At 70.2% G+C, this 22,646-nt stretch carries 19 protein-coding genes; 7 read left to right on the forward strand and 12 right to left on the reverse strand.

The genetic code is table 11. The annotated features are described in order from the left end of the window. Positions 1-12 precede the first annotated feature (12 nt). The 5 genes from H4281_RS41670 to H4281_RS46020 are packed head-to-tail and all read right to left on the reverse strand — an operon-like array spanning position 13 to position 5,493. Complete coding sequence (locus H4281_RS41670) at positions 13-1,293, reverse strand: DUF58 domain-containing protein (protein WP_182896363.1); 1,281 nt, start codon at positions 1,291-1,293, stop codon at positions 13-15. Continuing rightward, positions 1,294-2,244 carry an AAA family ATPase gene (locus tag H4281_RS41675; protein ID WP_182896387.1) on the reverse strand — a complete coding sequence of 317 codons (951 nt, stop codon included), beginning with the start codon at positions 2,242-2,244 and terminating at the stop codon, positions 1,294-1,296. It lies immediately after the preceding gene. Positions 2,245-2,255: 11 nt separating this feature from the next. Next, entirely contained in the window at positions 2,256-3,395 is a 1,140-nt protein-coding gene (locus tag H4281_RS41680; RefSeq protein ID WP_182896364.1) for a DUF4350 domain-containing protein, read from the reverse strand. Then, complete coding sequence (locus tag H4281_RS41685; protein WP_182896365.1) at positions 3,392-4,027, reverse strand: DUF4129 domain-containing protein; 636 nt, start codon at positions 4,025-4,027, stop codon at positions 3,392-3,394. Before H4281_RS41685 ends, H4281_RS41680 begins: the two co-directional genes overlap by 4 nt. Next, a complete protein-coding gene (locus H4281_RS46020) occupies positions 4,021-5,493 on the reverse strand; it encodes a hypothetical protein (protein ID WP_182896366.1) in 1,473 nt (490 codons plus the stop codon). The genes H4281_RS41685 and H4281_RS46020 overlap by 7 nt, the downstream gene beginning before the upstream one ends. A 198-nt stretch (positions 5,494-5,691) precedes the next feature. On the opposite strand from H4281_RS46020, the gene H4281_RS41695 reads away from it, so the two are divergent. Beyond that, entirely contained in the window at positions 5,692-6,879 is a 1,188-nt protein-coding gene (locus H4281_RS41695) for a neutral zinc metallopeptidase (RefSeq protein ID WP_237598097.1), read from the forward strand. A 60-nt stretch (positions 6,880-6,939) separates the two neighbouring features. Here the strand turns inward: H4281_RS41695 and H4281_RS41700 are convergent, their stop codons facing one another. Both H4281_RS41700 and H4281_RS41705 read right to left on the reverse strand, forming a co-directional pair. Next, the gene (locus tag H4281_RS41700; protein ID WP_182896367.1) at positions 6,940-7,359 is read right to left on the reverse strand and encodes a hypothetical protein; all 420 of its coding nucleotides are present in this window, start codon (positions 7,357-7,359) and stop codon (positions 6,940-6,942) included. Positions 7,360-7,653: 294 nt separating this feature from the next. Further along, entirely contained in the window at positions 7,654-8,736 is a 1,083-nt protein-coding gene (locus tag H4281_RS41705; protein WP_182896368.1) for a potassium channel family protein, read from the reverse strand. Positions 8,737-8,842: 106 nt separating this feature from the next. Here H4281_RS41705 and H4281_RS41710 point away from each other — a divergent pair, with 106 nt between their 5' ends. After that, on the forward strand, positions 8,843-9,226 hold the full coding sequence (locus H4281_RS41710) for a DoxX family protein (RefSeq protein WP_182896369.1): 384 nt from the start codon (positions 8,843-8,845) through the stop codon (positions 9,224-9,226). Between the two features lie 3 nt (positions 9,227-9,229). Here H4281_RS41710 and H4281_RS41715 read toward each other — a convergent pair whose 3' ends face one another. Both H4281_RS41715 and H4281_RS41720 read right to left on the reverse strand, forming a co-directional pair. After that, positions 9,230-12,610 carry an ATP-dependent helicase gene (locus tag H4281_RS41715; RefSeq protein WP_182896370.1) on the reverse strand — a complete coding sequence of 1,127 codons (3,381 nt, stop codon included), beginning with the start codon at positions 12,608-12,610 and terminating at the stop codon, positions 9,230-9,232. Then, positions 12,607-15,780 carry an ATP-dependent helicase gene (locus tag H4281_RS41720; protein ID WP_182896389.1) on the reverse strand — a complete coding sequence of 1,058 codons (3,174 nt, stop codon included), beginning with the start codon at positions 15,778-15,780 and terminating at the stop codon, positions 12,607-12,609. The genes H4281_RS41715 and H4281_RS41720 overlap by 4 nt, the downstream gene beginning before the upstream one ends. Positions 15,781-15,896: 116 nt before the next feature. On the opposite strand from H4281_RS41720, the gene H4281_RS41725 reads away from it, so the two are divergent. Next, positions 15,897-16,226 (forward strand): MGMT family protein, encoded by a 330-nt coding sequence (locus H4281_RS41725; RefSeq protein WP_067585909.1) that lies wholly within the window; start codon positions 15,897-15,899, stop codon positions 16,224-16,226. Positions 16,227-16,523: 297 nt separating this feature from the next. After that, the gene (locus H4281_RS41730) at positions 16,524-17,345 is read left to right on the forward strand and encodes a siderophore-interacting protein (protein ID WP_182896371.1); all 822 of its coding nucleotides are present in this window, start codon (positions 16,524-16,526) and stop codon (positions 17,343-17,345) included. Here H4281_RS41730 and H4281_RS41735 read toward each other — a convergent pair. Beyond that, positions 17,342-18,148 carry a uroporphyrinogen-III synthase gene (locus H4281_RS41735; protein ID WP_182896372.1) on the reverse strand — a complete coding sequence of 269 codons (807 nt, stop codon included), beginning with the start codon at positions 18,146-18,148 and terminating at the stop codon, positions 17,342-17,344. The genes H4281_RS41730 and H4281_RS41735 overlap by 4 nt on opposite strands. Before the next feature lie 358 nt (positions 18,149-18,506). Then, positions 18,507-19,484 (reverse strand): helix-turn-helix transcriptional regulator, encoded by a 978-nt coding sequence (locus H4281_RS41740; protein ID WP_182896373.1) that lies wholly within the window; start codon positions 19,482-19,484, stop codon positions 18,507-18,509. 62 nt (positions 19,485-19,546) lie between these two features. On the opposite strand from H4281_RS41740, the gene H4281_RS41745 reads away from it, so the two are divergent. The 3 genes from H4281_RS41745 to H4281_RS41755 are packed head-to-tail and all read left to right on the forward strand — an operon-like array spanning position 19,547 to position 22,044. Then, positions 19,547-19,942 carry a DUF3224 domain-containing protein gene (locus H4281_RS41745; RefSeq protein ID WP_182896374.1) on the forward strand — a complete coding sequence of 132 codons (396 nt, stop codon included), beginning with the start codon at positions 19,547-19,549 and terminating at the stop codon, positions 19,940-19,942. Positions 19,943-19,953: 11 nt separating this feature from the next. After that, complete coding sequence (locus H4281_RS41750; protein WP_182896375.1) at positions 19,954-21,072, forward strand: winged helix DNA-binding domain-containing protein; 1,119 nt, start codon at positions 19,954-19,956, stop codon at positions 21,070-21,072. A gap of 21 nt (positions 21,073-21,093) precedes the next feature. Next, positions 21,094-22,044: a prenyltransferase/squalene oxidase repeat-containing protein gene (locus H4281_RS41755; RefSeq protein WP_182896376.1), complete on the forward strand. Its 951-nt coding sequence runs from the start codon at positions 21,094-21,096 to the stop codon at positions 22,042-22,044. Here H4281_RS41755 and H4281_RS41760 read toward each other — a convergent pair. Further along, on the reverse strand, positions 22,041-22,646 hold the full coding sequence (locus tag H4281_RS41760) for a formylglycine-generating enzyme family protein (RefSeq protein WP_182896390.1): 606 nt from the start codon (positions 22,644-22,646) through the stop codon (positions 22,041-22,043). The two genes, H4281_RS41755 and H4281_RS41760, sit on opposite strands and share 4 nt — an antisense overlap.

Raw genomic sequence — 22,646 nt, forward strand, 5'->3', positions numbered from 1 at the left:
TCCCTCACGTACCTACAACCGGCCCGCCGCCTTCAGGGCGAGGTAGCGGTCGGCGAGGGCGGGCGGCAGTTCTTCCGGCACCGCGTCCACTACGCCGACCCCGTGCCGGGTCAGCCACGCCACCGAAGACTCCCGATCCGCCAATGCCCGCTCAGCCGCGGCAGCGTCGTAAACCGCCTCCGCCGATCCCCGCGAGGCCGCCATCTCCGCGACCCGCGGGTCGGCCACCGAAGCCACCAGCACCTCGTGCCGAGCGGTCAGCGAGCCCAGCACCGGGAACAGCCCCTCCTGCAACGGAGCCGGTTCCAACCCGGTCAACAGCACCACCAAAGCCCGCCGACGGGTCCGTCGCAGCACCTCCGCCACCATGCCCCGCGCGTCCGTCTCAACCAGGGACGGTTCGATCGTGGCCAAGGCGTTCACCAGAGACGGCGTCGCAGCGTTCGGCACCGACGCCCGCACTCGCCGGTCGTAAGCCACCAGGTCGACCCGGTCCCCCGCGCGGGAAGCGAGCGCGGCCAGCAAAAGCGCCGCGTCCATCGCCGCGTCCAGCCGGGGTGCGTCACCGACTCGGCCCGCTGAGACGCGGCCGGTGTCCAGGACCAAAACGACCTGCCGGTCGCGTTCCGGACGCCACGTCCGCACCATCACGTCGGACGCGCGGGCCGTCGCGCGCCAGTCGATCGACCGCACGTCGTCGCCGATGACGTATTCGCGCAGGGAGTCGAATTCCGTGCCCTGGCCCCGGATCAGCACCGCGTTGCGACCGTCCAGCTGCTGCAGCCGGGCCAGTCGCGAAGGCAGATGCTTGCGGCTGTGGAACGGCGGCAGCACCCGAACCGTCCACGGCACCTCGTGCGAACCCTGCCGCGCGGCCAATCCCAGCGGGCCCACCGCGCGCACGGTCACCCTTGCCGCGATGCGGTCGCCGCGTCGGGTCGGGAGCAGCGCGGTCGTCAACGCACGCCGTTCGCCGGGCGGAACCGTCAGCGCGTGCCGGTCGTCGGCACCGGCGCTCGGCGGCCAGGCGTCTCGCAGCGAGCCGCGAACGGTGCGTCCGCCGGGATTCGTGACGGTGAGCGTGACCTCGGCGGGCTCCCCCAGCCGGACGGAAGTGGTGCCGCTGCGCGAAAATCGCAGCGCCCGCACACTCCCGGCCAGCACCAGGTCCACGACGACCAGCACCAGCAGCACCGCGACCACGACCGCGACGCCGGTTCCGGACGGGAACAGCAGCCCGACCACCAGCGCCCCCAGGAGCGCCAGCAGCCCGAGCCGCCCGGTGACTGCCATTTAGCGCGGCACCGGCACGGAGGCCAGCACCCGGTCGAGGACGCCGTCCGAGGTCACGCCTTCGAGTTCGGCTTCGGGCCGCACGTCGAGACGGTGCCGGAGCGCGGGACGGGCGAGCGCCTTGACGTCGTCAGGGGTCGCGTAATCCCGGCCGGACAGCCACGCCCACGCACGCGTCACGGCGAGCAAAGCCGTTGCGCCACGAGGAGAAACGCCGATGCGCACCGCCGGGAGTTCCCTGGTCGCACGGCAGAGGTCGACGACGTAGCCGATCACTTCCGGGCCGACGGTCACCTTCGCGACCGCCTCCCGCGCGGCAGCGAGATCCGCCGCCCCGGCGACCGGACGGACGCCCGCGGCGGCGAGGTCGCGCGGGTCGAAACCCTGTGCGTGCCGCCAAAGAATGCCGATCTCGTCCTCCCGCGACGGAGCCGGCATGGTCAGCTTCAGCAGGAACCGGTCGAGCTGCGCCTCGGGCAACGGATAGGTGCCCTCGTACTCAACCGGGTTCTGCGTCGCTACCACGACGAACGGATCCGGCAGCGGCCGCGAGGCGCCGTCGATCGACACCTGCCGCTCCTCCATCGCCTCCAGCAGCGACGACTGCGTCTTCGGCGGCGTCCGGTTGATTTCGTCGGCCAGCAGCAGATTCGTGAAGACCGGGCCCTCGCGGAAGGAGAACTCGCCGCTGTGCGCGTCGTACACAATGGACCCGGTGACGTCGCCCGGCATCAGGTCCGGGGTGAACTGCACGCGCGTCGTCTTCAGGTCCAGCGACGCCGCCAACGCCCGCACCAGCAGCGTCTTCGCGACGCCGGGCACGCCTTCCAGCAGCACGTGCCCCCGGCAGAGCAGCGCGAGGATGAGCCCGGTGACGGCCGCGTCGTTGCCGACCACGGCCTTCCCGACCTCGGTGCGCAACGCGATCAGGGCCGCCCGCGCGTCCTGCATCTGTTCGGTACTCAAGAACGCTCCACCTCTCGTTCCACCGCGTCCAGTTCGTCCGCCAGCCGCACCAGCGCCGCCTCGTCGGACGGCGGCGGGCCGTACAGCACCGCCCCGACCTCGTTCGGCGCCCGGCCGGTCCGCGCGCTCACCGTCTCCACCACCGCGGGCGGGCCGGCGTCGCGCGGCAATCCCAGTCTCTTCCGCAACCGTGTCCTGGCCGCCTCGCGCAGGGTTTCCGCCGCGTGCCCGGTCGCGCCGCCCCGCCGGTACAGCCGGGCTCGGCCCTCCGCCGTTTCCGCCGACCGCACGACCACCGGCAGCGGTTCCCGCACCACCGGCCCGAGCCGTCGCGCCCGCCACAGGGCGAACAGGACGATCGCGATTCCCGCGGTCAGCGCGCCGTAGCGCCAGCCGGGCGGGATCAGGTCGACGAACGGCTTCTTTTCGCCGTCCAGCGCGGGGTCCTCTGTGGACGGTACGTACCAGACCAGCTGCCGGTGATCGCCCAGCAGCCGCATGCCGAACGCCGCGTTGCCTTCCTTGGCGATCTGGTCGTTGGTGAACGCCTCGGCCGAGCCGAGCACGGTCACGGTGCCGGTCCGGTCGGCCAATTGCACGAACGTCGGGTCGCCGTCATCGCGGTAGCAAGCCCGCGCCGTCTTGTCGTCCGTGCGGTAATGGCGTCCGCCAAGCGTGACCGAGCCCGCGCTGACTGCCGCGCCGACCGTGCAACCCGGTTGCAGCGTACGGACCTCTCCTGTCCCCGCCGAGGAAACAGTCGGCGCGGCCATCCCCAACGACATCGATCCGGGCGCGACGAGCACGAGATGCGCGACCCGGCGGCGCAGATCGGCCAACCCGTTCGCGGGCACCAGCTGCGGGTTGGTGATCAGCAGGGTTCCGCCGTCGGCGGCCTCGCGTGCTTCGGCGAGCGAATGCGCGGCGCGGATTTGAACGCCTTCCTGCTCCAGCAAATGCGCTAGTGCGTGACTGCCGCGCGGTTCGTAGGAACCGGGGTCGAACTCGCCGCTGGTCTGTTCGCCGCGACTGAGCACAATCGCCAGTGCGATGATCACGATGAGCAGGAGCAGCGCCAACGGAACCCGGGCGCCACGCCAGATTCGGCGCAGATCCGGCGAAACAGCTGTGCTCATGCGTCCGCCAAAACCGGTCGTGCGCGCTGGACGCGTTCGTCCAATTCGGACAACGTGCGGTAGGCGGCTTCGGTGCCCGGCCGTCCGCCGTAGTGCACGTCGTCGAACTGCCGCGCGGCAGCGGTGAGGTCAACGGCCAGATCCGGCAGGAACCTCCCGGCCTCAGCGACCGCTTCGTCCGCGGTCCGGCCGGAGCGGACGTCGAGCAGCGCGCGCTCTTCCATCGCCCGCACGAGCGCGCGGAACCGATCCCGCACCGCGTCGGCGAAATCGCCGCGAGCTGCGGCCTCCTCGGCGGCTTTCCGGTACTCGTCCGCGGTTCGCCGCCGTCCGCTGAACACCTCGCCGGACGTTGTGGCCGACCGCCCGACCTTGCCCACCCGCAGCCGCACGACGACGATCAGCACGATCACCAACGCCAGCACCAGCAGCAGGCCGAGCGGGCCGCCGGGAACCCCGGACAACGCGTCGAACAGCTCGGAAATCCGCTGTCCGAGCCACTGCCAGACGCGTTCGAGAAGGCCCGGCTGCGCCGCGGCATAACCCGGATCGGTCAGTTCCTGGATCGCCCGCAGCCGGGCGGGGTCCCGGTCGATGTCGACCGGGACGTCGGCGAGAAGGCCGATCACCACGCCTGCTGCGGCGGTTGCGGCGGCTGGATGCCCGCCGCCCTCGCCAGTTCGATGTCCATGCCCTCGCGGCGCATCCGCTGGTCGATGTAGAGCACCACGGTGACCAGCGCGGTGAACGGCATGACGATCGTCTCCGCGATGACCTTGCCGACCGACTGCAGCACCAGGCTGCCGGTCGTGACCTTCGGCAGGGTCGCCTGCGGGTCGAAGATGCCGTTGAACGCGCCCGAGCCGAGGCTGAACGGAACGCTGATGATCGCCGAGATCAGCCAGCTGATCACGCCCGCCAGCAGCAGAATCCCGAACACCCGCCAGAACATGCCCGACACAAGCTGGCGCGAACGCGTGAACGCCTGCCCGATGGTGCCGCGCTCCAGCACCAGCGCCGGACCGGCGAGCGACCAGAACACATACGGCAGCACGGCGGGAATCAGGCAGAACGCCGCGGCGACGATCGTGGCCAGCGTGTACAGGATGGTGACCGCCAGCAGCGGCAGCAGCCGCGGCGCGGCTTCGCGCATCGCCGAACCGAAGTCGACCGGGCGGCCGAGCACCGCCTTGCCCATCACCACGGTCAGGAATCCGGTGAGGAAAGTCTGCGCCAGCATGGAGATCACGAGCACCGGCAGCAGCGCGGTGAGCGTGGAGCCCAGCAGGCTGTACAGCGCGTCGAGCTGCTGTTGCTGCGTCGCGGCCGGACCGAGCTGGGTAACCCGGTTGAAATCGGGCACCAGCCACAGCGACGCGACGAGGTTCAGCCCCGCCGCGACCACCGCGACGACCGCGGACACCCCGAGGATCAGCAGCGGATACCGGCGGATCGCGGTGATCGCGCCGTCGAGGATGTCGCCGACGTTCAACGGGCGCAACGCGATCACGCCCGGTTTGCCCAGCCCGTTCGGGTTCCAGCCCTGGCCGGGGCGGCCGTAGGGGGTGCCGGGGTACGGCGGAATCGGTTGCTGGCCCGGGGATTGCCACTGACCGCTGCCTGCCGGAGGCGGCGGAACGGCACCGGAGGACGAAGGCACTCCCGACGAGCTCTCGCTGCCCGCGCCTGCGGGGCTCGCCCATCCCGGCTGCGACGTCGCCGGATTATCACCGGCCGGAGTCTCGCCGACCGCGCTTTCGCCACTCGGCCGCGAGGTCGCACCAGCGGAGTTTTCGCTGGCTGAAGGCGAAGTCGCGCCAGCCGGGCTTTCGCCGCCCGGCTGCGGCGCCGAACCAGCCGGGTTTTCGCTGGCAGCCGAAGGATCCGCCCCGGCCCGGTTCGTCCCGGCAGGCGGATTCGTCCCGGTCGACGCGGCGTTTTCGCCGGCGGACGACGAAGTTCCGGCACCGGACGGGTTGTCCGTTTCGCCGGTCTGCGGCGGGGTGGCGGCGGACGCGCCGGGATCGGGACTGGCGAAGCCCCGGCTCGGCGTAGGCGTGTCGTCCCCCGGCCCGGGCGCACCGGGTGAGTTTGTCATCGGAGCCCCTCGTCTGCACGGCCCTGCGGTTGCTGCCGTCACTCTTCCAGAGCCGTCCGCACCCGGCCAGACCTGGGGGGACGTCCGGGCGGGGAGCCAGTCCGGCGAAGTGCTGCGGCGGGCCGGGCATCCCCCGATATGCTGAACGGCAAGCCGGGGGACGCCCGGCCCGCGCCGAGACCCACCGGGACTGCCCTGATGACGCAACCGCCCTACGGCCAGGTGCCGCCACGCGGGACCGTTCAACCGCCGCCGGTGCCGGGCCAAGGACCGGTGCCGCCGGGCCAGTACCCGGGCCAGGCGCAAGGCCCTTACCAGGCCCAGCCCGGACAGGGTCCGTACCAGGGGCAGCAGCCGCCGTTTCAGGGTCCGCCGCCGCAGGGACCGCCGTGGCAGCAGCAGCCGCCGTCCTATCCGGTGCCGCCGCGCAAGCCGACCGGGCTGATCGTCGGGCTGTGCCTCGGCGCGGTCGCGGTGCTGGCGCTGGGCGTCGTGGCGATCGTTTCGCTGAACCGCGGGCCGGGACCGAGCAACGCCGGCTACCAGGCCGCTCCGCCGTCGCCGTCGTCCGCCTACGAGCTGCCGCCCACCAGCGGTTCGTCCGCCCCGTCGAGCACGCCGACCAGTCCGTCGGAAAGCCCGAGCACCTCCGCCAGCGCGGGCCCGCACAAGATCCTCAAGCTGGCCGACCACCCGATCCTGCAAGACCCGAACGCAGGCCTGCAGAACCGCGTCTGCAACCTGCCGCCGTGGACGAGCACGCAGGACGGCGCGGAAGCCTTCTTCACCGCCGCGAGCAAATGCCTCGACGCGGCGTGGGGCCCGTTCCTCGAGTCCTACAACCTGCCGTTCACGCCGCCCGCGCTGCACTTCCCGACCGGGCCGAGCTTCGACACCGAATGCGGCACCATCCAGGTCGGCATCGCGACCGCGGCGTACTACTGCGAGAACAATCTGTACGTCCCGTTCAAGGGCCTGCAGACCGACCAGTACGGCAACAACCCCGGCGTCTACCTGGCGCTGTTCGCCCACGAGTACGGCCACCACGTGCAGGAAGTCGCGGGCATCATGGACGCCGCGTGGCAGAAGATCTACGCGGCCGGGCAGAACAGCCCCGAGGGCCTCGACATGTCGCGCCGCAAAGAACTCCAAGCGCAGTGCTTCTCCGGAATGTTCCTCGGCGCGCACGTCGACCGCGGCGGCACGATCACCCGCGACATGTACAACAAGGCCTGGAACGACCAGGAAACCCGAGGGGACAACACTTCCCGCAGCCACGACCACGGCACCAACGCGCACTACGCGCAGTGGTGGCGGGCCGGGGCGAAGGACAACCGGATCGCCGACTGCAACACCTTCGCCGCTTCCGCCTCGGACGTCAGCTGAGCTGGTGGTTCACGGGCGGGCACTACAGACGCAGTGGTTCGGCTGTTTGTGCTGGACGCGTCAGCTGAGCAGCGCGAGCTTGCCCGGACCGCGGATCACCAGGTAGGCATACATCCCGCCGCAGAAGCAGGCGAACACCAGCAGCGCCAGCGCGATCGGCGCGCGAAGATCCTGCGCGCCCGCGGTGGCGTCCGGCATGGTGACCGAGACCGTGCCGTCCGCCGGGGCGTCGTCCGGGACCAGCACCTGGAGATGCTCGTCCTTGCCGTGCCCGCAGCTGTCGAGGGTGCCCTGCCGCGGTTTGCCGCCGAGCTGGAACGAGACCGATTCGGCGGCACCGGGAACGGAGCAGTCGACGGCCTTGGTGATCTGGGCGTCCACCGGCGCACCGGGGGACTTCGCGCGGATGCCGAGCATCCCCGGGCCGGCGAGCCACACCAGGACCACGACGAGCACCCCGACCGCCACCGGGATGCCCACCTGGAGCCACCGCTTGACGGGGCTCTTATGCGGGGGGTCGGAAACCTGCACGACGCCATGCTTCCAGATGCCGGGGGCAAAACCCAGTGAGGTGCCCGCGCACGGGGGACCCCGGCCGAGGCCGGGTCCGCCGCCGCCCGCCCAGCCTCGCCGCTACCCGGCCCGAGCCGCCCGGGAGAGCGCCCCGATGCTGCATTGGCGCGGGCCCCGAGGACCGCGCCTCTGCACCGGGGACAGCTCCACGCACACAACGCCACAGCAGGCCGGCCCCAGAACCGGCGGCCCCGCCGAACCTCAGCGTTGGATCTGATCCGCCTGCGTGACCTTCTTGACGTACAGCAGCCGGTCCCCCGGCTCCAGCGCGTCCGCCTGCGGGGCGTCGACCCGGTAAAGCACCCCGTCGCGCACCACGCCGAGCACCGTGTCCGCCAGGTGCCGCGGCGAGCCGCCTTCCTCGCTCGGTTCGATGCCGCGTTCGGCGATCGCCAGTCCGGATTCCGGGGTCAGCAGGTCCTCGACCATGTCCACTACAAGCGGAGTGGATGTCGCCATCCCGAGCAGCCGCCCGGCGGTCTCGCTCGACACCACGACCTGGTTCGCCCCGGACTGCTTCAGCAGGTGCACGTTCTCCGCCTCGCGCACCGACGCCACGATGTGCGCTTTCGGGGCCAGCTCGCGCGCGGTGAGGGTGACCAGCACGGCGGTGTCGTCGCGGTTCGGCGCGACCACTACGGCTCGTGCGTGCTGCACGCCCGCGACGCGCAGGACGTCCGCCCTGGTCGCCGAGCCGTGCACGGTGACGAGGCCGAGCGCGCTCGCCGCGTCCAGCGCCTGCTGGTCGGTGTCGACGACCACGACGCGGTTGGCCTGCACCTCCTCGTCGCCGAGCAGCGCGTTGACCGCCGAGCGGCCCTTCGTGCCGAAACCGACGACGACGGTGTGGTCACGCACCTTCGTCCTCCACTTCTGGATTTTGAACGCCTGCCGGGAGCGCTCGGTGAGCACTTCCAGGGTGGTCCCGACGAGGACGATGAGGAAGAGCACTCGCAGCGGCGTGATCACGATGACGTTCACCAGCCGCGCGGACGCGGTGGCCGGAGCGATGTCGCCGTAGCCGGTGGTCGAGAGGGAAACTGTCGCGTAATAGAGCGAGTCGAGCAGCGAGAGGCCGTCGCCGTTCGCGTCGCGGTAGCCGTCCCGGTCGAGATAGACGATCAGCACCGTCGCCAGCAGCGCCAGCAGCGCCCCGATGATCCGCTTGACGATCGCCCGCATCGGGCTGACTGTCAGCTCCGGCATCCGGATCACGCCGACGAGCTCGTGGTCGGGCCGGTCGTTCAACCGGACGTTCAGGGGCAGCCGTTTCAAGGCCTTCATGCACCGGCTCCCCGCGCGCGTTCGGCGTCACTCACAGCCGGGAGGATAACCCAATCGGAGCACCCGCACACCCGTCGCGGCGATCATGCTGTGGCAGGCTTGCCGCATGTCCGAGCCTCGCGCGTCGCAACGTCCGGCGCTTCTTCTCGCCGCCCTCCTCGCCGGGGCGGGCGTCCTGCACTTCGCCCGGCCGAAGCCGTTCGACGCGCTGGTCCCGAAAGAATTGCCCGGTGACCGGCGCACCTGGACGTACGCGTCGGGGGCCGCCGAGCTGACCGTCGCCGCCGGGATCGCGCTGCCGCGCACTCGCCGGCTCGGCGGGTTGGCCGCGGCGCTGCTGTTCGTCGGAGTCTTTCCGGGGAATGTGAAAATGGCGTTGGATTATCAGCGGCGCGGCCGTCCGGCTCGGGAGCGCGCGGTCGCGTGGCTGCGCTTGCCGTTGCAGTGGCCGTTGGTGAGCTGGGCGTTGACCGTCCGGGATCGGGCCTAGCCGCTATTCCTGCGGAACGTTGCGCAGCAGGGCCCGCAGGCCTTCCGCGTCCAGCAGGTCTGCCGGGCGCAGCGTGTGTCCATGCCGGACATAGTGGAAGGCCGCGCGTACGCGTTCCACCGGGACTTTCTTCAGCGCCGCCCACGCCAATCGGTACGCACCGAGCTGAATGGCCAAGGCCGGCAACCGTTCTTCGGACGGAACAGAACCGGTCTTCCAGTCCACGACGGTCCAGCCGCCGTCGGGATCCGCGTACACCGCGTCCATTCGGCCGCGCAAGGTAATGCCTTCGACGTCCGCGGAGAACGGCACCTCCACGGCGACCGGGACCCGGTCGGCCCATTCGCTGTTCTCGAAAGCTTCTTGCAGGGCCTCGAAATCGGTGTCCGGGGCTTCGCCGACGTCGGCCGCGCCCGGGAGGTCGTCGATCTCCAGCAGCCGGTCGCCGGAGAACCGTTGCTCCAGCCAGCTGTGGAACGCGGTGCCACGACGAGCGAACGTGTTGGGCGGCAACGGAAGCGGTCGTCGGAGGCGTTGCGCGAGAGCGTCCGCGTCGGACGCCAGGTCCACCAACTGGCTCACGCTCAGCTGCGCGGGCAGCGCAACGCGATCCACTGTGGACTGCGAGCGGGCGCGTTCGGCCAGGAGAACGTCGGTGTCGGCAGCCCAGCCGTCCGGGTCTTCCGGATCGATGACGTCCTCGTCGTCTTCGAAGTATTCGTCGTCCGGCAGATAGTCTTCTTCGTCCTCGGGTTCGGGAGGCAACGGAATCTCGTCGTCGTCAGCGGCCGGAAGCGGCTCGGCCTCCGGTTCGGACTCCGGTTCCTCTTCCAGCGCGGCCATTTCCGCCAGCAGCAGATCCACCCCGGTAGCGACACCCGATCGCCGGTCGCCCAGCGGATCCACCGGCCACTGCGCCGTCCGGGAGTCCGCGACCAGCGGGTTCTCCTCGCCCTCCGCGGGTTCCTCGGCCCAGAGGTCCACCACGCCCAGCGGCGGATCGGCCTCGTTCATCACCTCGGCGATCTCGGAGAGGAAGATCGACGGCCCCTTGGCCCGGGTACTGCTTTCGTTCCACCAATGCCCGGAAACGAGCAGCGCGCGCTCGGAACGAGTCAGCGCGACGTAACACAATCGTCGTTCCTCGTCGGCTTCGCGGGCGACGAACCCTTCCTCGTGCAGTTCCAGCGCTTCTTGCACTTCCTTGCGGTCGTACCCTTCCGCGATCTGCAGTTTCGGCAGATCCGCCGCGTCACCCCGCAAATGCGCGGGCAACGCGGTAGAAGTACGCAACCACGACGACGAACGACGTTTGCCCGGGAACACCTCAGCGACCAGATGCGGGACAGCCACCACTTCCCACTCCAGCCCCTTGGCGGAGTGCACGGTGAGCACCTGCACCCGGTCCGGAACGACCTGCACCTCACCGGGCGTGAGTCCGTCTTCCGCATGTGCCGCGGTGTTCAGATAGTCCACAAAGGACAACAGAGTCGCCGTCGGCGCGGTCTCCGCGTAATCAGTGACGACTTCGGCGAACGCGTCCAAATGCGCGCGGCCCGCCGACCCGGGCCGGGCAAGCGATTCGACATCAAGCAGCATCGTGCGTTCGACGTCCGCCACCAATTCCGGCAGCGACTGATCCAGCCGACGACGCAGCGCCGTCAGTTCCGCGCCCAGCCGGCGAATTCGCCGGTAACCTTCCGCGGAATAACGCTCCGGCGCACCGGGTTCGTCGACGGCGTCGATCAGCCCGGCCTGTTCCGCGCGTTCGGCGACCAGTTCCGGCTCGTCGCCCTCCTTCGCGCGCGGCTCGGGCGAGGTGAGTTCGTTGGCCCGCCGCCACAACGCAGCGACGTCCGCCGCCGCGATCCGCCAGCGAGCACCGGTCAGCAATCGAGCGGCCGCGCTCCCGGCCAGCGGATCGGCGAGCACCCGCAGCGTGGACACAAGGTCGGCGACCTCCGGTTCGTCCAGCAATCCGCCGAGGCCCACGACCTCCACCGGCAGCCCGCGCATCCGCATTTCCGCCGCGATCGGCGCCATGTCCGCACGTCGACGCACCAGTACCGCAGCGGTCGGCGGCTTGCCGGATTCCTCCTTCTCCGCATGCCAACGCTGCGCCATCGCGTCGGCGACCCACTCCCGTTCCGCGCGCACATCCGGCAGCAGCGCGACCGCGATGTCTGCCGGACCGGCACCGTCCCGTGCGCGCAGCCGTTCGACGCCAAGTCCGCGGCGGCGCAACGGTTCCGAGATCGCGTTGGCCAGTTCCAGAATTTCCGGCGGGTTGCGGAAGCTGGTGAGCAGCCCGAACTCATGCGCGGTTTCGAGCCGTTCCTCGCCACGACGCGGGAAGTCCGTGGTGAACCGGGGCAGGTTCGCCGCACTCGCGCCACGCCAGCCGTAAATCGCCTGCGCCGGGTCACCGACCGCGGTCACCGGCATCGGCGGATGCTCAACGCCGCCGAACAGCGACCGCAGCAACACTCGCTGCGCGTGCCCGGTGTCCTGGTATTCGTCCAGCAGCACCGCCCCGTACCGCTCGCGCTCCCCCGCCACCACTGCCGGATATCCATCGGCCAGCTGCGCCGCGAGGGACATCTGATCCGCGAAGTCAAGCGCGCCTTCCGCCCGTTTTCGGCGATGATAGTCCTCGACCAACGGCAGCAGAGCCAGCCGAAACCGTTGGGCCGCGAGAACTTCCTGCAACTTCACCGGCAGCGAGGCGCGCTGGCCTTTGGCCCGTGGAGCGTTTTCGATAACCTCGCACAGCCACTCCGTGTACTGCCCGAGCTTCTCCGTCGAAATCAGATGCTCGCCAAGTTCACCGGCCAACGCGAGCAGCTGCGCGGTGACCGTCGGCGGCACCCGGTCGGTGTCCAGGTCATTGTCCCAAGTGGACACCACGCGATGCGCCAGCTGCCACGACGAAGTCTCCGACAGCAACCGGACACCAGGCTGCACCGGAAGCCGCAGCCCGTGCTCCGACAGCAAACGCCCGGCATACGCGTGATAAGTCAGCACCGTTGGCTCACCGGCGACCACAGTGGCCCGCAACGCGCCCGACGGATCAATCCGCTCCAACAGCCCCGAACCGGCAAGCCGCCGCAACCGCGCCCGCACTCGCTCACCGAGCTGACGCGCGGCCTTCCGGGTGAAGGTCAGGCCGAGCACCCGTTCCGGGCTCACGATTCCGTTAGCCACCAGCCAGACCACGCGGGCGGCCATGGTTTCGGTCTTGCCCGCACCCGCGCCCGCGACGACGAGCGACGGCTCGACCGGCGACGCGATCACGGTCGCCTGCTCGGGCGTCGGACGGTGCAACCCCAGTGCGTCAGCGATTTCCGCGGGTCCGACGGGGTTGGCGATGACCACCGGGCTCACGGTCCGGTCACCTGACGCCCTTCCGGACGCAACGGGCAGCACCCGCGCGCCGGGCACCGGTCGCAGTCGGCGTTCTCGTGCGCCTGATAGTCCGGACCGACCGCGGCGGCCGCGGCCGAGCGCACGAGTTCCAGCCACTCGCGCCCGTTGTCCTCGTCCATCGGCGGCTGATCCCGTTGAGTGGCCCCGGTCTTGTTGTTCCCCTTCGCGACATACACGAGTTTCGCGCCGCCGGGCGTCTTCTTGCCCTCGACCGCGCCCAGCAGCACCGCCAGCTGGTACGCCGCGAGCTGCGGGTGCTTCTCCGCGTCCGCGCCGGACACCGGGACCTTGCCGGTCTTGATGTCCACGATCACCGGGCGGCCGTCCTTGTCCATCTCGACCCGGTCGACCCGTCCGCGCAGCAGCACGCGCACCTCTTCGTCGCCCATCGGCAACTCGACCTCGATGTCCTGCTCGACCCCGGCCTCGATCAGCTCCTGTCGCGATTTTTCCAGCCACGACACGAAGTTGCGCAACATCTGCTCCACCCGGGACCGTTCGCGCCGGGAGAACCACGGCGCGCCGGCGTCCACGCGCACCCACGCCTCGTCCAGCGCGGCCTGGATCTGCTCCTCAGTGCTGCCGCCCGCGATCGCCTGCGCCAAACCGTGCACGAGAGTTCCGGTCACCGCCGCCAATTGCGCCGGATCACTGCCGCCGTGCCGCTCGATCAGCCAGCGCAGCGGGCACTTCACCAGAATCTCCACAGTGGACGGCGAGATCCGCATCAGGTCGCCGGGCCCGTGCACCGGGTCCGCTGTGGACGCTTCCATCAATCCGTACCACGTGTCCGGATGCGCCCCCGGAACCCCAGCCGCGGCCAGCCGGGCGAGCTGTTTCGCCGCCCGCTTCCGGCGTTCTGGATCCGTCTTGTCGTCGCACACGACCTCGCGCAGCTCGCCGACCAATTCGGCCAGCACGAGCGACCGGCCCGGCGGCTTCATCCGGGAGTCGAGCATTCCGTCGTCGGCGCCGTTCTCTTCAAGGTCGTCGAGGAATCGGGACGGCTGCTCGTCCTCCCCGGCCACCGCGGTCACCAGCAGCGTCCGCCGCGCGCGGCTAGCCGCCAGGTAGAACAACCGCCGTTCTTCGGCGAGAATCGGCGCGATGGCGGACACCTTGTCGTGTTCGTCCACTCCGGACAGCAGGTCGACCAGCCGCTCGACACCCAGCAACGAGCCACGCAGCCGCAGGTCCGGCCACGCGCCCTCCTGCACCCCGGCGACCGCGACCACTGTCCACTCGCGGCCCGCCGATGCGTGCGCCGTCAGCAGGGAAACCCCTTCACCCGGAATCGCTGCCGGAGCGAGAGTGTCGCCCGCGATGTTCTGCGACGAAAGATAGTCCGCGAATGCCGCGACGCTCGCCTTAGGCAACCGGTCGGCATACCGGCCTGCCGAATCGAACAACGCCACCACAGCGTCCAGGTCGCGATCAGCCTGCGCACCGAGCGAGCCGCCGCGATCCACCAACCGCAGCAAACGTTCCTGCAGCCCGCTCGCCTGCCACAGCTCCCACAGCACCTGCTCGACGCCTTCGCCGCGGCTCACCGCCTGGTGCGTAACGCTCAACAGCTTGCCGACTCGGCGAACCGGCAACGCCTCGTTGTCCGCGAGACCGACGAGAATGTCCCCGCCCCGCAACGCTTCCACGAGCAACTCGTCGCTCGAACGCTGCCCGCCGCCCGCCAGCTCCAGCCGACGAAGACCGCGCCGCAACCGCCGCAGCGCCAACGGATCCGCCCCGCCGAGCGAAGACGACAGCAACATCTCCGCGATATCGACGTCGAGCAATTCCGGCTCCGCCGCGATCCGCAACACCGCCAGCAACGGCCGTACCGCGGAGTGCTTCGCCAACGGCAATTCCTCCGTAGCGGAACCGATCGGCACCCCGGCCGCGCGCAAAGCGCGTTGCAGCACCAGGAAAGTCCGCGCCGGAGACCGCACCAGCACCGCCATCTCCGACCACGGCACCCCGTCAACGAGATGCGCCCGCCGAAGCTGGTCAGCGATCCAGCTGGCCTCCGCGGCCGGAGTCGGCATCAGCCGAACCCGCACCTTGCCGCCGCGTTTCCCTTGCGGCGTAACCAATTTCCGGTGCGGCGAGGCACCGGGCAACGTCGCACCGAGCTTCGCGACCGCCGCCCGGACCGTCGGAGCGAGCCGGTGCGAGGTGGTCAGCATGACCGTCCGGTCGCCGTCGTTGTCGGAATCGGCGAACAGCTTCGGGTCCGCGCCGCGGAAGGAAAACACCGACTGGTCTGGATCGCCGGCCACCACGAACTCCTCCGCGGTGTGCCCGATCGTGCGGATCAGCTGGACCTGCAACGGATCCAGGTGGTGCGCGTCGTCCACGAACAAATGCCGGACCCGGCCGCGCTCGCGTTCGCGCAGCTCCTCGTCGTCCTCCAGCGCGAGCAACGCCGACGTCACCAGCTCAGCCGCGTCGAGCGCGGGCGCGGCGGGCAGGCCGAGCGCGTTGCCGCCCGCCCCCTGCAGCTGGGTGACCTCCTCGTACTGCGCCCAGAACTGCCCCGCCGCGATCCACTCCTCGCGGTCCTGGCGATGCCCGAGTTCGGTCAGATCCTCCGGTCCGAGCCCGCGCTCGGCCGCCCGCATCAGCAGGTCGCGCAGCTCCTCGGCGAATCCGGGCACGGTCAGCGCCGGACGCAGCTGTTCGGGCCAGCCGGTCGCGCCCTCCTCCAGGTCGCCCTCCAGCAACTCGCGCACGACTACGTCCTGCTCCGCCCCGGCCAGCAACCGCGGCGGCGGCAGCTCCTCGGCGCGAGCTTCCAGGCGCAGCAACGAAAACGCGTACGAATGCACTGTGCGCACGAGCGGTTCACTCACCGTGCGCGGCAGCGGAGACTCCTGATCCGGGTCCGACGTGAGCCGCCGCGTGAGGTCGGCCCGCAGCGCGTCGGCCGCCCGGCGGGACGTCGTGAGCAGCAGCACGCTCTCCGGATCCGCCCCCTCGGCGATCCGGCGCGCGGCGGCGGTGGCGAGCAGCGCCGTCTTGCCCGTGCCCGGCCCGCCCAGCACGCGGCGGAATCCAGCGGGCGCCGACAGCAGCCGTCGAGCGTCCTCGTCCCAGGTGAACGTGGGTGCGGCGGGGACCGGCGGGCGCACCAGCCGCGCCTGCCCGTTTCCCGCTCTCCGCACGTGCACATCAGCGATGGAACCATGCCCGCTCACCCGGGTGGCGCACCGGCACACCCCTCGGCGGGACTATCATTCCCCGGGTCATGAACGACGAACTGCACGAGCGGATACGCGCAGTCATCGCCGACGTACCCGCGGGGACAGTCGCGACGTACGGCGACGTCGCGGCGCTCTCCGGTGCCCCCTCTCCGCGCATGGTCGGCCGCGCGCTCGCCGAGGACGGCCACGACCTGCCCTGGCACCGCATCCTCCGCGCTAACGGAACCCCCGCACCGCACCTGCTGCACGAACAACTGGAGCGACTGCGCGCCGAGGGCGTGCTCGCCGACGGCGAAAAGGTGGACCTGCGGAAGTACCGCTGGCGACCGGACGGGGACGAGCCCGGGGAGGACGAGCCGCCCGGCTTGTTCTAGAGCTCCGCACGACTATTTCCGCACGCCGGCTTCTGCGGGGCGGTTCCCTCGACGGCTTCCGGACGACGCTTTCGGCCGACCGCCTCCGCTCGACGACTTACCGGCGGCATGCGGCCCGGCAAGCAACCGCCCCAATGCCACATTGGGTGCGTCCGATGCACCCAATGTGGCATTCGGTGCGCCCAGCGCACCCAATGTGGCATTGGGGCGCGAACTGGTTCCGCCCCGGAGGACCGTGGCGTCCGCCATCCTCCCCGGCCATAGCCCGCGCCGCCCGTTTTAGGTTAGCCTCACCTCATGAGCGTCCTGACTTACCACCCCGGCAGGGTCACCGCGGTCCGGCGGGTCACCCCGCACATGGCCCGCGTCACCTTCGACTGCCCGGGTCTCGCGGCGGCGGGCCCGGCGGCGCCGGACGCGTACGTGAAGGTGTTCTTCCCCCTCCCCGGCCACGAGGAGCCGCACCTGCCACCCGCCGAGACGGGCGAGGACGACGTCCTGTCCTGGTATCGCCGGTACCTCGCGATGCCCGACGACGTCCGGCCGCCGATGCGGACGTACACGGTGCGCGCGGCGCGTCCGGAGACCGGCGAGGTGGACGTCGACTTCGTGCTGCACGAGGAGAGCGGCGGCCCGGCTTCGACGTGGGCCGGGCAGGCGGAGGTCGGCGGCCGGGTGGCGTTCCTCGGGCCGCACGGGCTGTACGACGTGCCGGACGGGACAACCTGGCAACTGTTGGTCGGCGACGAGACCGCGCTGCCCGCGATCGGCGGGATTCTCGAGAGGCTGCCACAGTCGGCGCGCGCGTCGGTGTACATCGAGATTCCGGACCGCGCGGAGCGACAGACCTTCGAGACCAACGGTGCCGTCGAGGTGCACTGGGTGGTCCGCGGTGCGCGTACGCATGGCGAAGCGCTCGTAGACGCCGTACGCGCGGCCGAGCTGCCCAACGGCACGCCGTACGCGTGGGTCTCCGGCGAAGCAGGCGTCGTGAAGCTCGTTCGACGACACCTCGTCCGTGAACGCGGCTTCGACAAGACAGCCATCTGCTTCACCGGCTACTGGCGACAAGGCCTCAGCGAAGAAGCCGCGGGACGACAGCAGGCCGAAGCGTCCTAACCGAGCTTCGCGACCACCAGCTTCACCAACGCACCGAGCCGCTGACGCTCCGGCTGTAACGTGCTGATCCCGGCTGCCTCCAACGGCGCCGCTGTCACCGGACCAACGCACGCGCAGACGACCGTGCCACCGCGCAGGGTCTCGCGCAGCTCCGCGCCGTGGCCGGTTTCGTCAGCGAGAGCCAGGAAATTCGTCGCCGCCGGGGCACTGGTGAACACCAACGCGGCCAGTTCTCCGGACAGCACCTCGCGGATCAACGAGAACACCGGCGCCGGATCCGGCGGCGTGTGCCAGCGGTAAGGCTGCACGGCGAGCACCGACGCCCCGGCCGCAGCAAGCGGATCGGTGAACTCCGGCAGCGGCGCGCCGTGCAGTTGCAGCGCGACGCGCGCGCCCTCGACACCGGCCTCAGCGACCGCGCCGAACAGCTCGTCATTGGTCTCGCCGGGCGCGGAGTACTCCTCGCGCAGGCCGACACCCCGCACCGCGCCGACCGCTTTCGGCCCGCGCGCGAAGATGCGCGACCCGGCCAGGGCGTCCAGCAGCGCTTCGCGAAGTCCCCAGCCCTCGGCGGCGTCAAGCCAGCCGCGGAACCCGGCTCCGGTGGTGACCGCGGTGAGGTCGACCGGCGCGGCGAGGACGGCTTCCGTGCCGCGACGCAGCTCCGGATCATCGGCCAGCGGGACGATCGTGATCGTCGGCGCGTGCCGGACCTCCGCGCCGTGCCGGAGCAACGCGCCGATCAGGTCGTCCGCGCGCCGCTCGGCCGTGACGCCGATTCGCACGCCGTCCAGCTCACCCATTCGCTCGCTCCGTCTCTCGGGGAAGTCCGCCTGGCCCCGCACCGTGCCGCAGCCTGATCAGCTCACCCATCCGTTCGTCCCGTCTCCGGCGAGAACCCGCCGGGCAGCCACCAGCACGCCGCCCACGAAACTTCCGTGACACTACGCAGCAGCGCCAGCTCGCCAGTCCGCTCGCTCCATCTCCGGGGAGAACCCGCCGGGCTGCCAGCCGAACCGCGCACCGCGCCGCGGCAGTATCCCGATCATCCGCTCACCCCGTTTCCGGCAAAACCCGCCGAGCCCAGCACCCGCGCCACCGCAGCATCCCAATCAGCTCTCCCCGCCTCCGACGAACCCACCGGGCAGCACCCCGTCCGAGTCACTCATACGCCTGCCCCATCTCCCGGATCGCCGCCGCCAGCTCCGTCCGCAACTCCTCCGGCGCGAGCACCTCCAGATGCGGCCCGAACCGCAGCAGTTCGCCGATCGCCGCTTCTCCCGGTTCGACCGGCAGGTCAATCGTCAACCATCCGTCGCCGTCCGGTTCCGCTCCGGCCGCGACTGCCTCGCGAAGTGCCCGGGCGCCGACGCTGCCCGCATAGAACGGTACGAGAGCTTGGGCGCGCGGCGAGAGGCGGACTGTCGCCTTTCGGGGGTACATGCGGCGCTCGAACTGCTCTGACCACTCTTGCCAGTAACGAGCGAGGTCGAATTCCGCCGGTCGCTCGAACTCCTCGCCGAGGTCGGTCAGCTCGTGGATGCGCGAAATCCGGTAGGTGCGATCGGTCCCCTCGCACCGGGCGGCGAGGTACCAGTTGCCCGCTTTGAGGATCAGGCCGAGCGGCTCCAGCACTCGCTCGACCTCGCGTTGGCCCCACCGTTCGTACCGGACGCGGACCCGCCGTCCGGCCCACACCGCGTCGGCGACGGCGGACAGGGCCGGCAGGCTTTCGATGCCGCGATGCCAGCCGGGAACGTCGAGGTAGAAGCGTTCGGCGACGCGGCCGGCGCGGCTGCGCAGTTCGTGGGGCAACGCGGCGTACAGCTTGAGCTGCGCCGCCGCCAGCACCGTGCCGAGCCCCAGCTCCGCCGCCGCGACCGGGAGTCCGGCCAGTGCCAGCGACTGGGCTTCGTCCTCGTTGAGGCCGGTCAGCCGGGTCCGGTAGCCGTCGACGAGCTGGTAGCCGCCGCTGCGGCCGCGGTCGGCGTAGACCGGCACGCCCGAGGCCGACAGCGCCTCGATGTCCCGGTACACCGTCCGGACGGAAACCTCCAGCTCAGCGGCCAGTTCCTCGGCGGTCATCCGGCCGCGGTTCTGCAGCAGGAGAAGCACGGTGAGCAAACGGCCGGCACGCATGCGGCAAGTATGACTGAAATACCTGACACAAGATGGCAGGTATGGGTGATTGAGTGAGCGGCATGAACACGTTTGGCATGACGAAGTGGGAAGAGCACGTGGCGAGCGGCGAGGAGGGCGGCCCGCGCGTCGCCTACGTGCACGCCGCGATGGAGTACTCCGGCGTGATCGAGGGTGCGGCCACGGGCGACTACCTGCTGTACTACCCGGGCGAGGGCTACGACGGCGGCGCGACCACGTCGCCGGGCTACGACCGGTTCGAGGGCACAGTCGACGGCCGCCGCGGCACGTTCATCGTCCGCCAGGAATGGGGTTTCGACCCGAAGAGCATCCGCTCGGAATTCGAGGTCGTGGCCGGTTCCGGCACCGGCGAACTGGCGGGCATCCGCGGCACCGGCACCGTGCACGGCGTACTGGGCGAGCCGACCGTGTCCTACACCTTCGACTACACGATCTGAAGGAGGCCGGGATGCTGGAGGTGTCGCGCGAACAGGCGCTGGCGTACCGGATCGCCGAGCAGGGGTTGCACCGCTCCGTCGCCGATCCGCACGACCTGCCGTTGCTGGACCTCGGATTGCAGGACAGCATGCGCGACACCGCCCTGCTCTCGCTGGCGGCCCGGATGCCGGATCCGGTCACGCCGGAGTCTCTTGCGGACGATCAGCGGCTCGCCCTGGTGTGGTCGCACCGGGGCGCGCCGCATTTTCACCGGCGTGCGGATCTGCCGGAGCTGACAGCCGCCTTGGTGCCGATCGACGATCCGGACGCGCTGGCGCGGATGCTGTGGCAGAAAAAGGACATCCAGGCAGCCGACGAGTCCCCTGTGGACATTGTGTTCACGACCGCGCGGGCGATCCGCAAGGTGGTCACCAAGCCGATGACCAAGGGTGTGGTGAGCGGGGAAATCACGAAGCTGCTGCCACCCTCCTTCAGCCGGTGGTGCCGCCCCTGCAACGCGACCCACGTGCACGAACAGCTCATGCGCGTCGCTTCTCTCCACGGCGGGGCGCGGCTCGAAGCCGGGCAGAGTCCGGCGACGCTCGCTCCGTTGGAGGGTCGCGGACGGATGTCCACGCGTCCGGTTCCGGCGGCGGTTTCGCGGGTGCTTCAGCAGTATTTGCGCTTCAACGGACCTGCTACGCCGGGTGACGCGGCCGGTTTCGTCGGCACTGCGAAGACCTGCATCACCAAGACTTGGCCATCGGCGGTTACCGAGGTCAAAGTGGACAGCCGGCGAGCCTTCATCCCGGATGATCAGTTGGCCGCGCTGGAGAACCCGCCGTCGCCCGCCGGAGTGCGTCTGCTGCCTCCGCTCGATCCGTATACGCAGAGTCGCGACAAAGCCGTCCTCGTTCCGGACAAAGCGCGAGCGAAAGAGGTGTGGAAAATTCTCGGCAGCCCTGGTGCGTTATTAGTCGACGGCGAGATTCTGGGTACTTGGCGGATGAAGGCGTCCGGCAAACGACTGGCTTTCACGCTGGCCGAATTCGATCCGCTCCGTCGCGCGGACCGTGCCGCGGCCGAGGACGAGGCGGCCCGGGCCGCGTCCGCACGGGGTTACCAGGACTTTTCCGTGACCTGGGCTTGACCGGCGGGCTAAAGTTCTGACGTGCTGAAATGGCTGCTCGACTCGGATCCGACGCTGCGCTGGCAGGTCGAACGGGACTTAGCGGACGCGCCGCCCGAAGTCTGGACGGCCACCCGGCACAAGATCGCGACCGAGGGCTTCGGCGCGCGACTCCTCGCCCGGCAGGACCCGGACGGGCAGTGGGCTGGCGGCGCTTACTTCCCGGCGCGATTCGAGTCCGGCCCCGATACCGGACAGCCGTGGACGGCCACCACCTGGTCGCTCACCATGCTGCGCGAATGGGGCATGGATCCGGCGGTCCTGCGCGCCAACCGCACCGCCGAGCTGATCGCTGAGAATTCCCGATGGGAATACGAAAATTTGCCGTACTGGGGCGGTGAGGTCGACGTCTGCATCAATGCCTGGACCCTCGCGAACGGCGGCTGGCTCGGCGTCGACGTCTCACAGCTCGCCCGCTGGTTCTCCGAACACCAGTTGGCCGACGGCGGCTGGAACTGCGAATGGGTCGACGGGTCGAAGCGCTCGTCCTTCCACTCGACGCTGAACGCCGTGAAGGGCCTGCTCGCCTACGACATCGCGACCGGCGGCACCGACGAGACGCACGCCACCCGCCGCGCCGGTGAGGAGTACCTGCTCGAACGCCGCCTGCTGTATCGGCTTTCGACTGGCGAGCAGGTGGCGTCCTGGGTCGACCACTTCGCGTACCCGATGCGGTGGCACTACAGCGCGATCAACGCCCTCGAGCACTTCCGCGAAGCCGCCATTGTGGACGACGTTCCGCCGGACCCGCGTCTCGCCGACGCCGTCGAACGGGTTCGCGCCGCCCGGCAGCCGGACGGAACTTGGCTACAGGACGGTCGATTGCGCGGCGACATGTGGTTCGAGGTCGACGTACCGGCCGGGGAACCTTCGAAGTGGCTGACGCTGCACGGCACCCGGATTCTGTCCTGGTGGGACTCCGCGCAGTCCTAACTGGACCGTGCGACGCGAAAGCCGACATCGTCCACGCGGAACGTCGGATGGCTCCGGCGACGCACCGACACCCGGACACTCCAGTGCTCGTCCGCCCAGCCGCCGCCCTTGAGCACCCGGTACTCGCCGTAGACCGCCGGATCGTAGAGATCCCAGCACCAGTCCCAGGCGTTGCCGAGCAGATCGTAGGCGCCCCAGGCGTTCGGAAGCTTCTCACCGGACGGATGCAGCCGACCGCCGGAGTTTCCTTCGTACCAGGCGATCTCGTCCAGGTCGCCGTACCTCGGGCCCGCAGTGCCCGCTCGGCAGGCGTGTTCCCATTCGGCTTCCGTAGGCAGCCGGTAGCCCGCTGAAGACCGGTCCCACTCCACGCCGCCGTCCAGCCGATACGCCGGTGGCAGTCCGTCCCGTTCGGACAGTGCGTTGCAGAACCGCACCGCGTCCAACCAGGACACCTCGACGGCAGGCAGACGACCGCCGCCGTCGTATTGCTCCTGAGTGACCGGGAACGCGCCAAGCTCGAACGCGGGCACCTCGACTGTCCAGCTGCGCTCTGTCCGCCGGTCGGTGAGCGTCACCGTTCCCGGCGGGATCGGGACCAT

Source organism: Amycolatopsis dendrobii (assembly GCF_014145675.1).
Lineage (GTDB): Bacteria > Actinomycetota > Actinomycetes > Mycobacteriales > Pseudonocardiaceae > Amycolatopsis > Amycolatopsis dendrobii.

Coding starts and splice junctions, on each gene's coding strand:
- H4281_RS41750 (WP_182896375.1), top strand. CDS start 19,954: ATGCTGGAGGTGTCGCGCGAACAGGCGCTGGCGTACCGGATCGCCGAG.
- H4281_RS41735 (WP_182896372.1), bottom strand. CDS start 18,148: ATGGGTGAGCTGGACGGCGTGCGAATCGGCGTCACGGCCGAGCGGCGC.
- H4281_RS46020 (WP_182896366.1), bottom strand. CDS start 5,493: ATGACAAACTCACCCGGTGCGCCCGGGCCGGGGGACGACACGCCTACG.
- H4281_RS41680 (WP_182896364.1), bottom strand. CDS start 3,395: ATGAGCACAGCTGTTTCGCCGGATCTGCGCCGAATCTGGCGTGGCGCC.
- H4281_RS41670 (WP_182896363.1), bottom strand. CDS start 1,293: ATGGCAGTCACCGGGCGGCTCGGGCTGCTGGCGCTCCTGGGGGCGCTG.
- H4281_RS41675 (WP_182896387.1), bottom strand. CDS start 2,244: ATGCAGGACGCGCGGGCGGCCCTGATCGCGTTGCGCACCGAGGTCGGG.
- H4281_RS41710 (WP_182896369.1), top strand. CDS start 8,843: ATGTCCGAGCCTCGCGCGTCGCAACGTCCGGCGCTTCTTCTCGCCGCC.
- H4281_RS41695 (WP_237598097.1), top strand. CDS start 5,692: ATGACGCAACCGCCCTACGGCCAGGTGCCGCCACGCGGGACCGTTCAA.
- H4281_RS41730 (WP_182896371.1), top strand. CDS start 16,524: ATGAGCGTCCTGACTTACCACCCCGGCAGGGTCACCGCGGTCCGGCGG.
- H4281_RS41725 (WP_067585909.1), top strand. CDS start 15,897: ATGAACGACGAACTGCACGAGCGGATACGCGCAGTCATCGCCGACGTA.
- H4281_RS41760 (WP_182896390.1), bottom strand. CDS start 22,646: ATGGTCCCGATCCCGCCGGGAACGGTGACGCTCACCGACCGGCGGACA.
- H4281_RS41705 (WP_182896368.1), bottom strand. CDS start 8,736: ATGAAGGCCTTGAAACGGCTGCCCCTGAACGTCCGGTTGAACGACCGG.
- H4281_RS41745 (WP_182896374.1), top strand. CDS start 19,547: ATGAACACGTTTGGCATGACGAAGTGGGAAGAGCACGTGGCGAGCGGC.
- H4281_RS41740 (WP_182896373.1), bottom strand. CDS start 19,484: ATGCGTGCCGGCCGTTTGCTCACCGTGCTTCTCCTGCTGCAGAACCGC.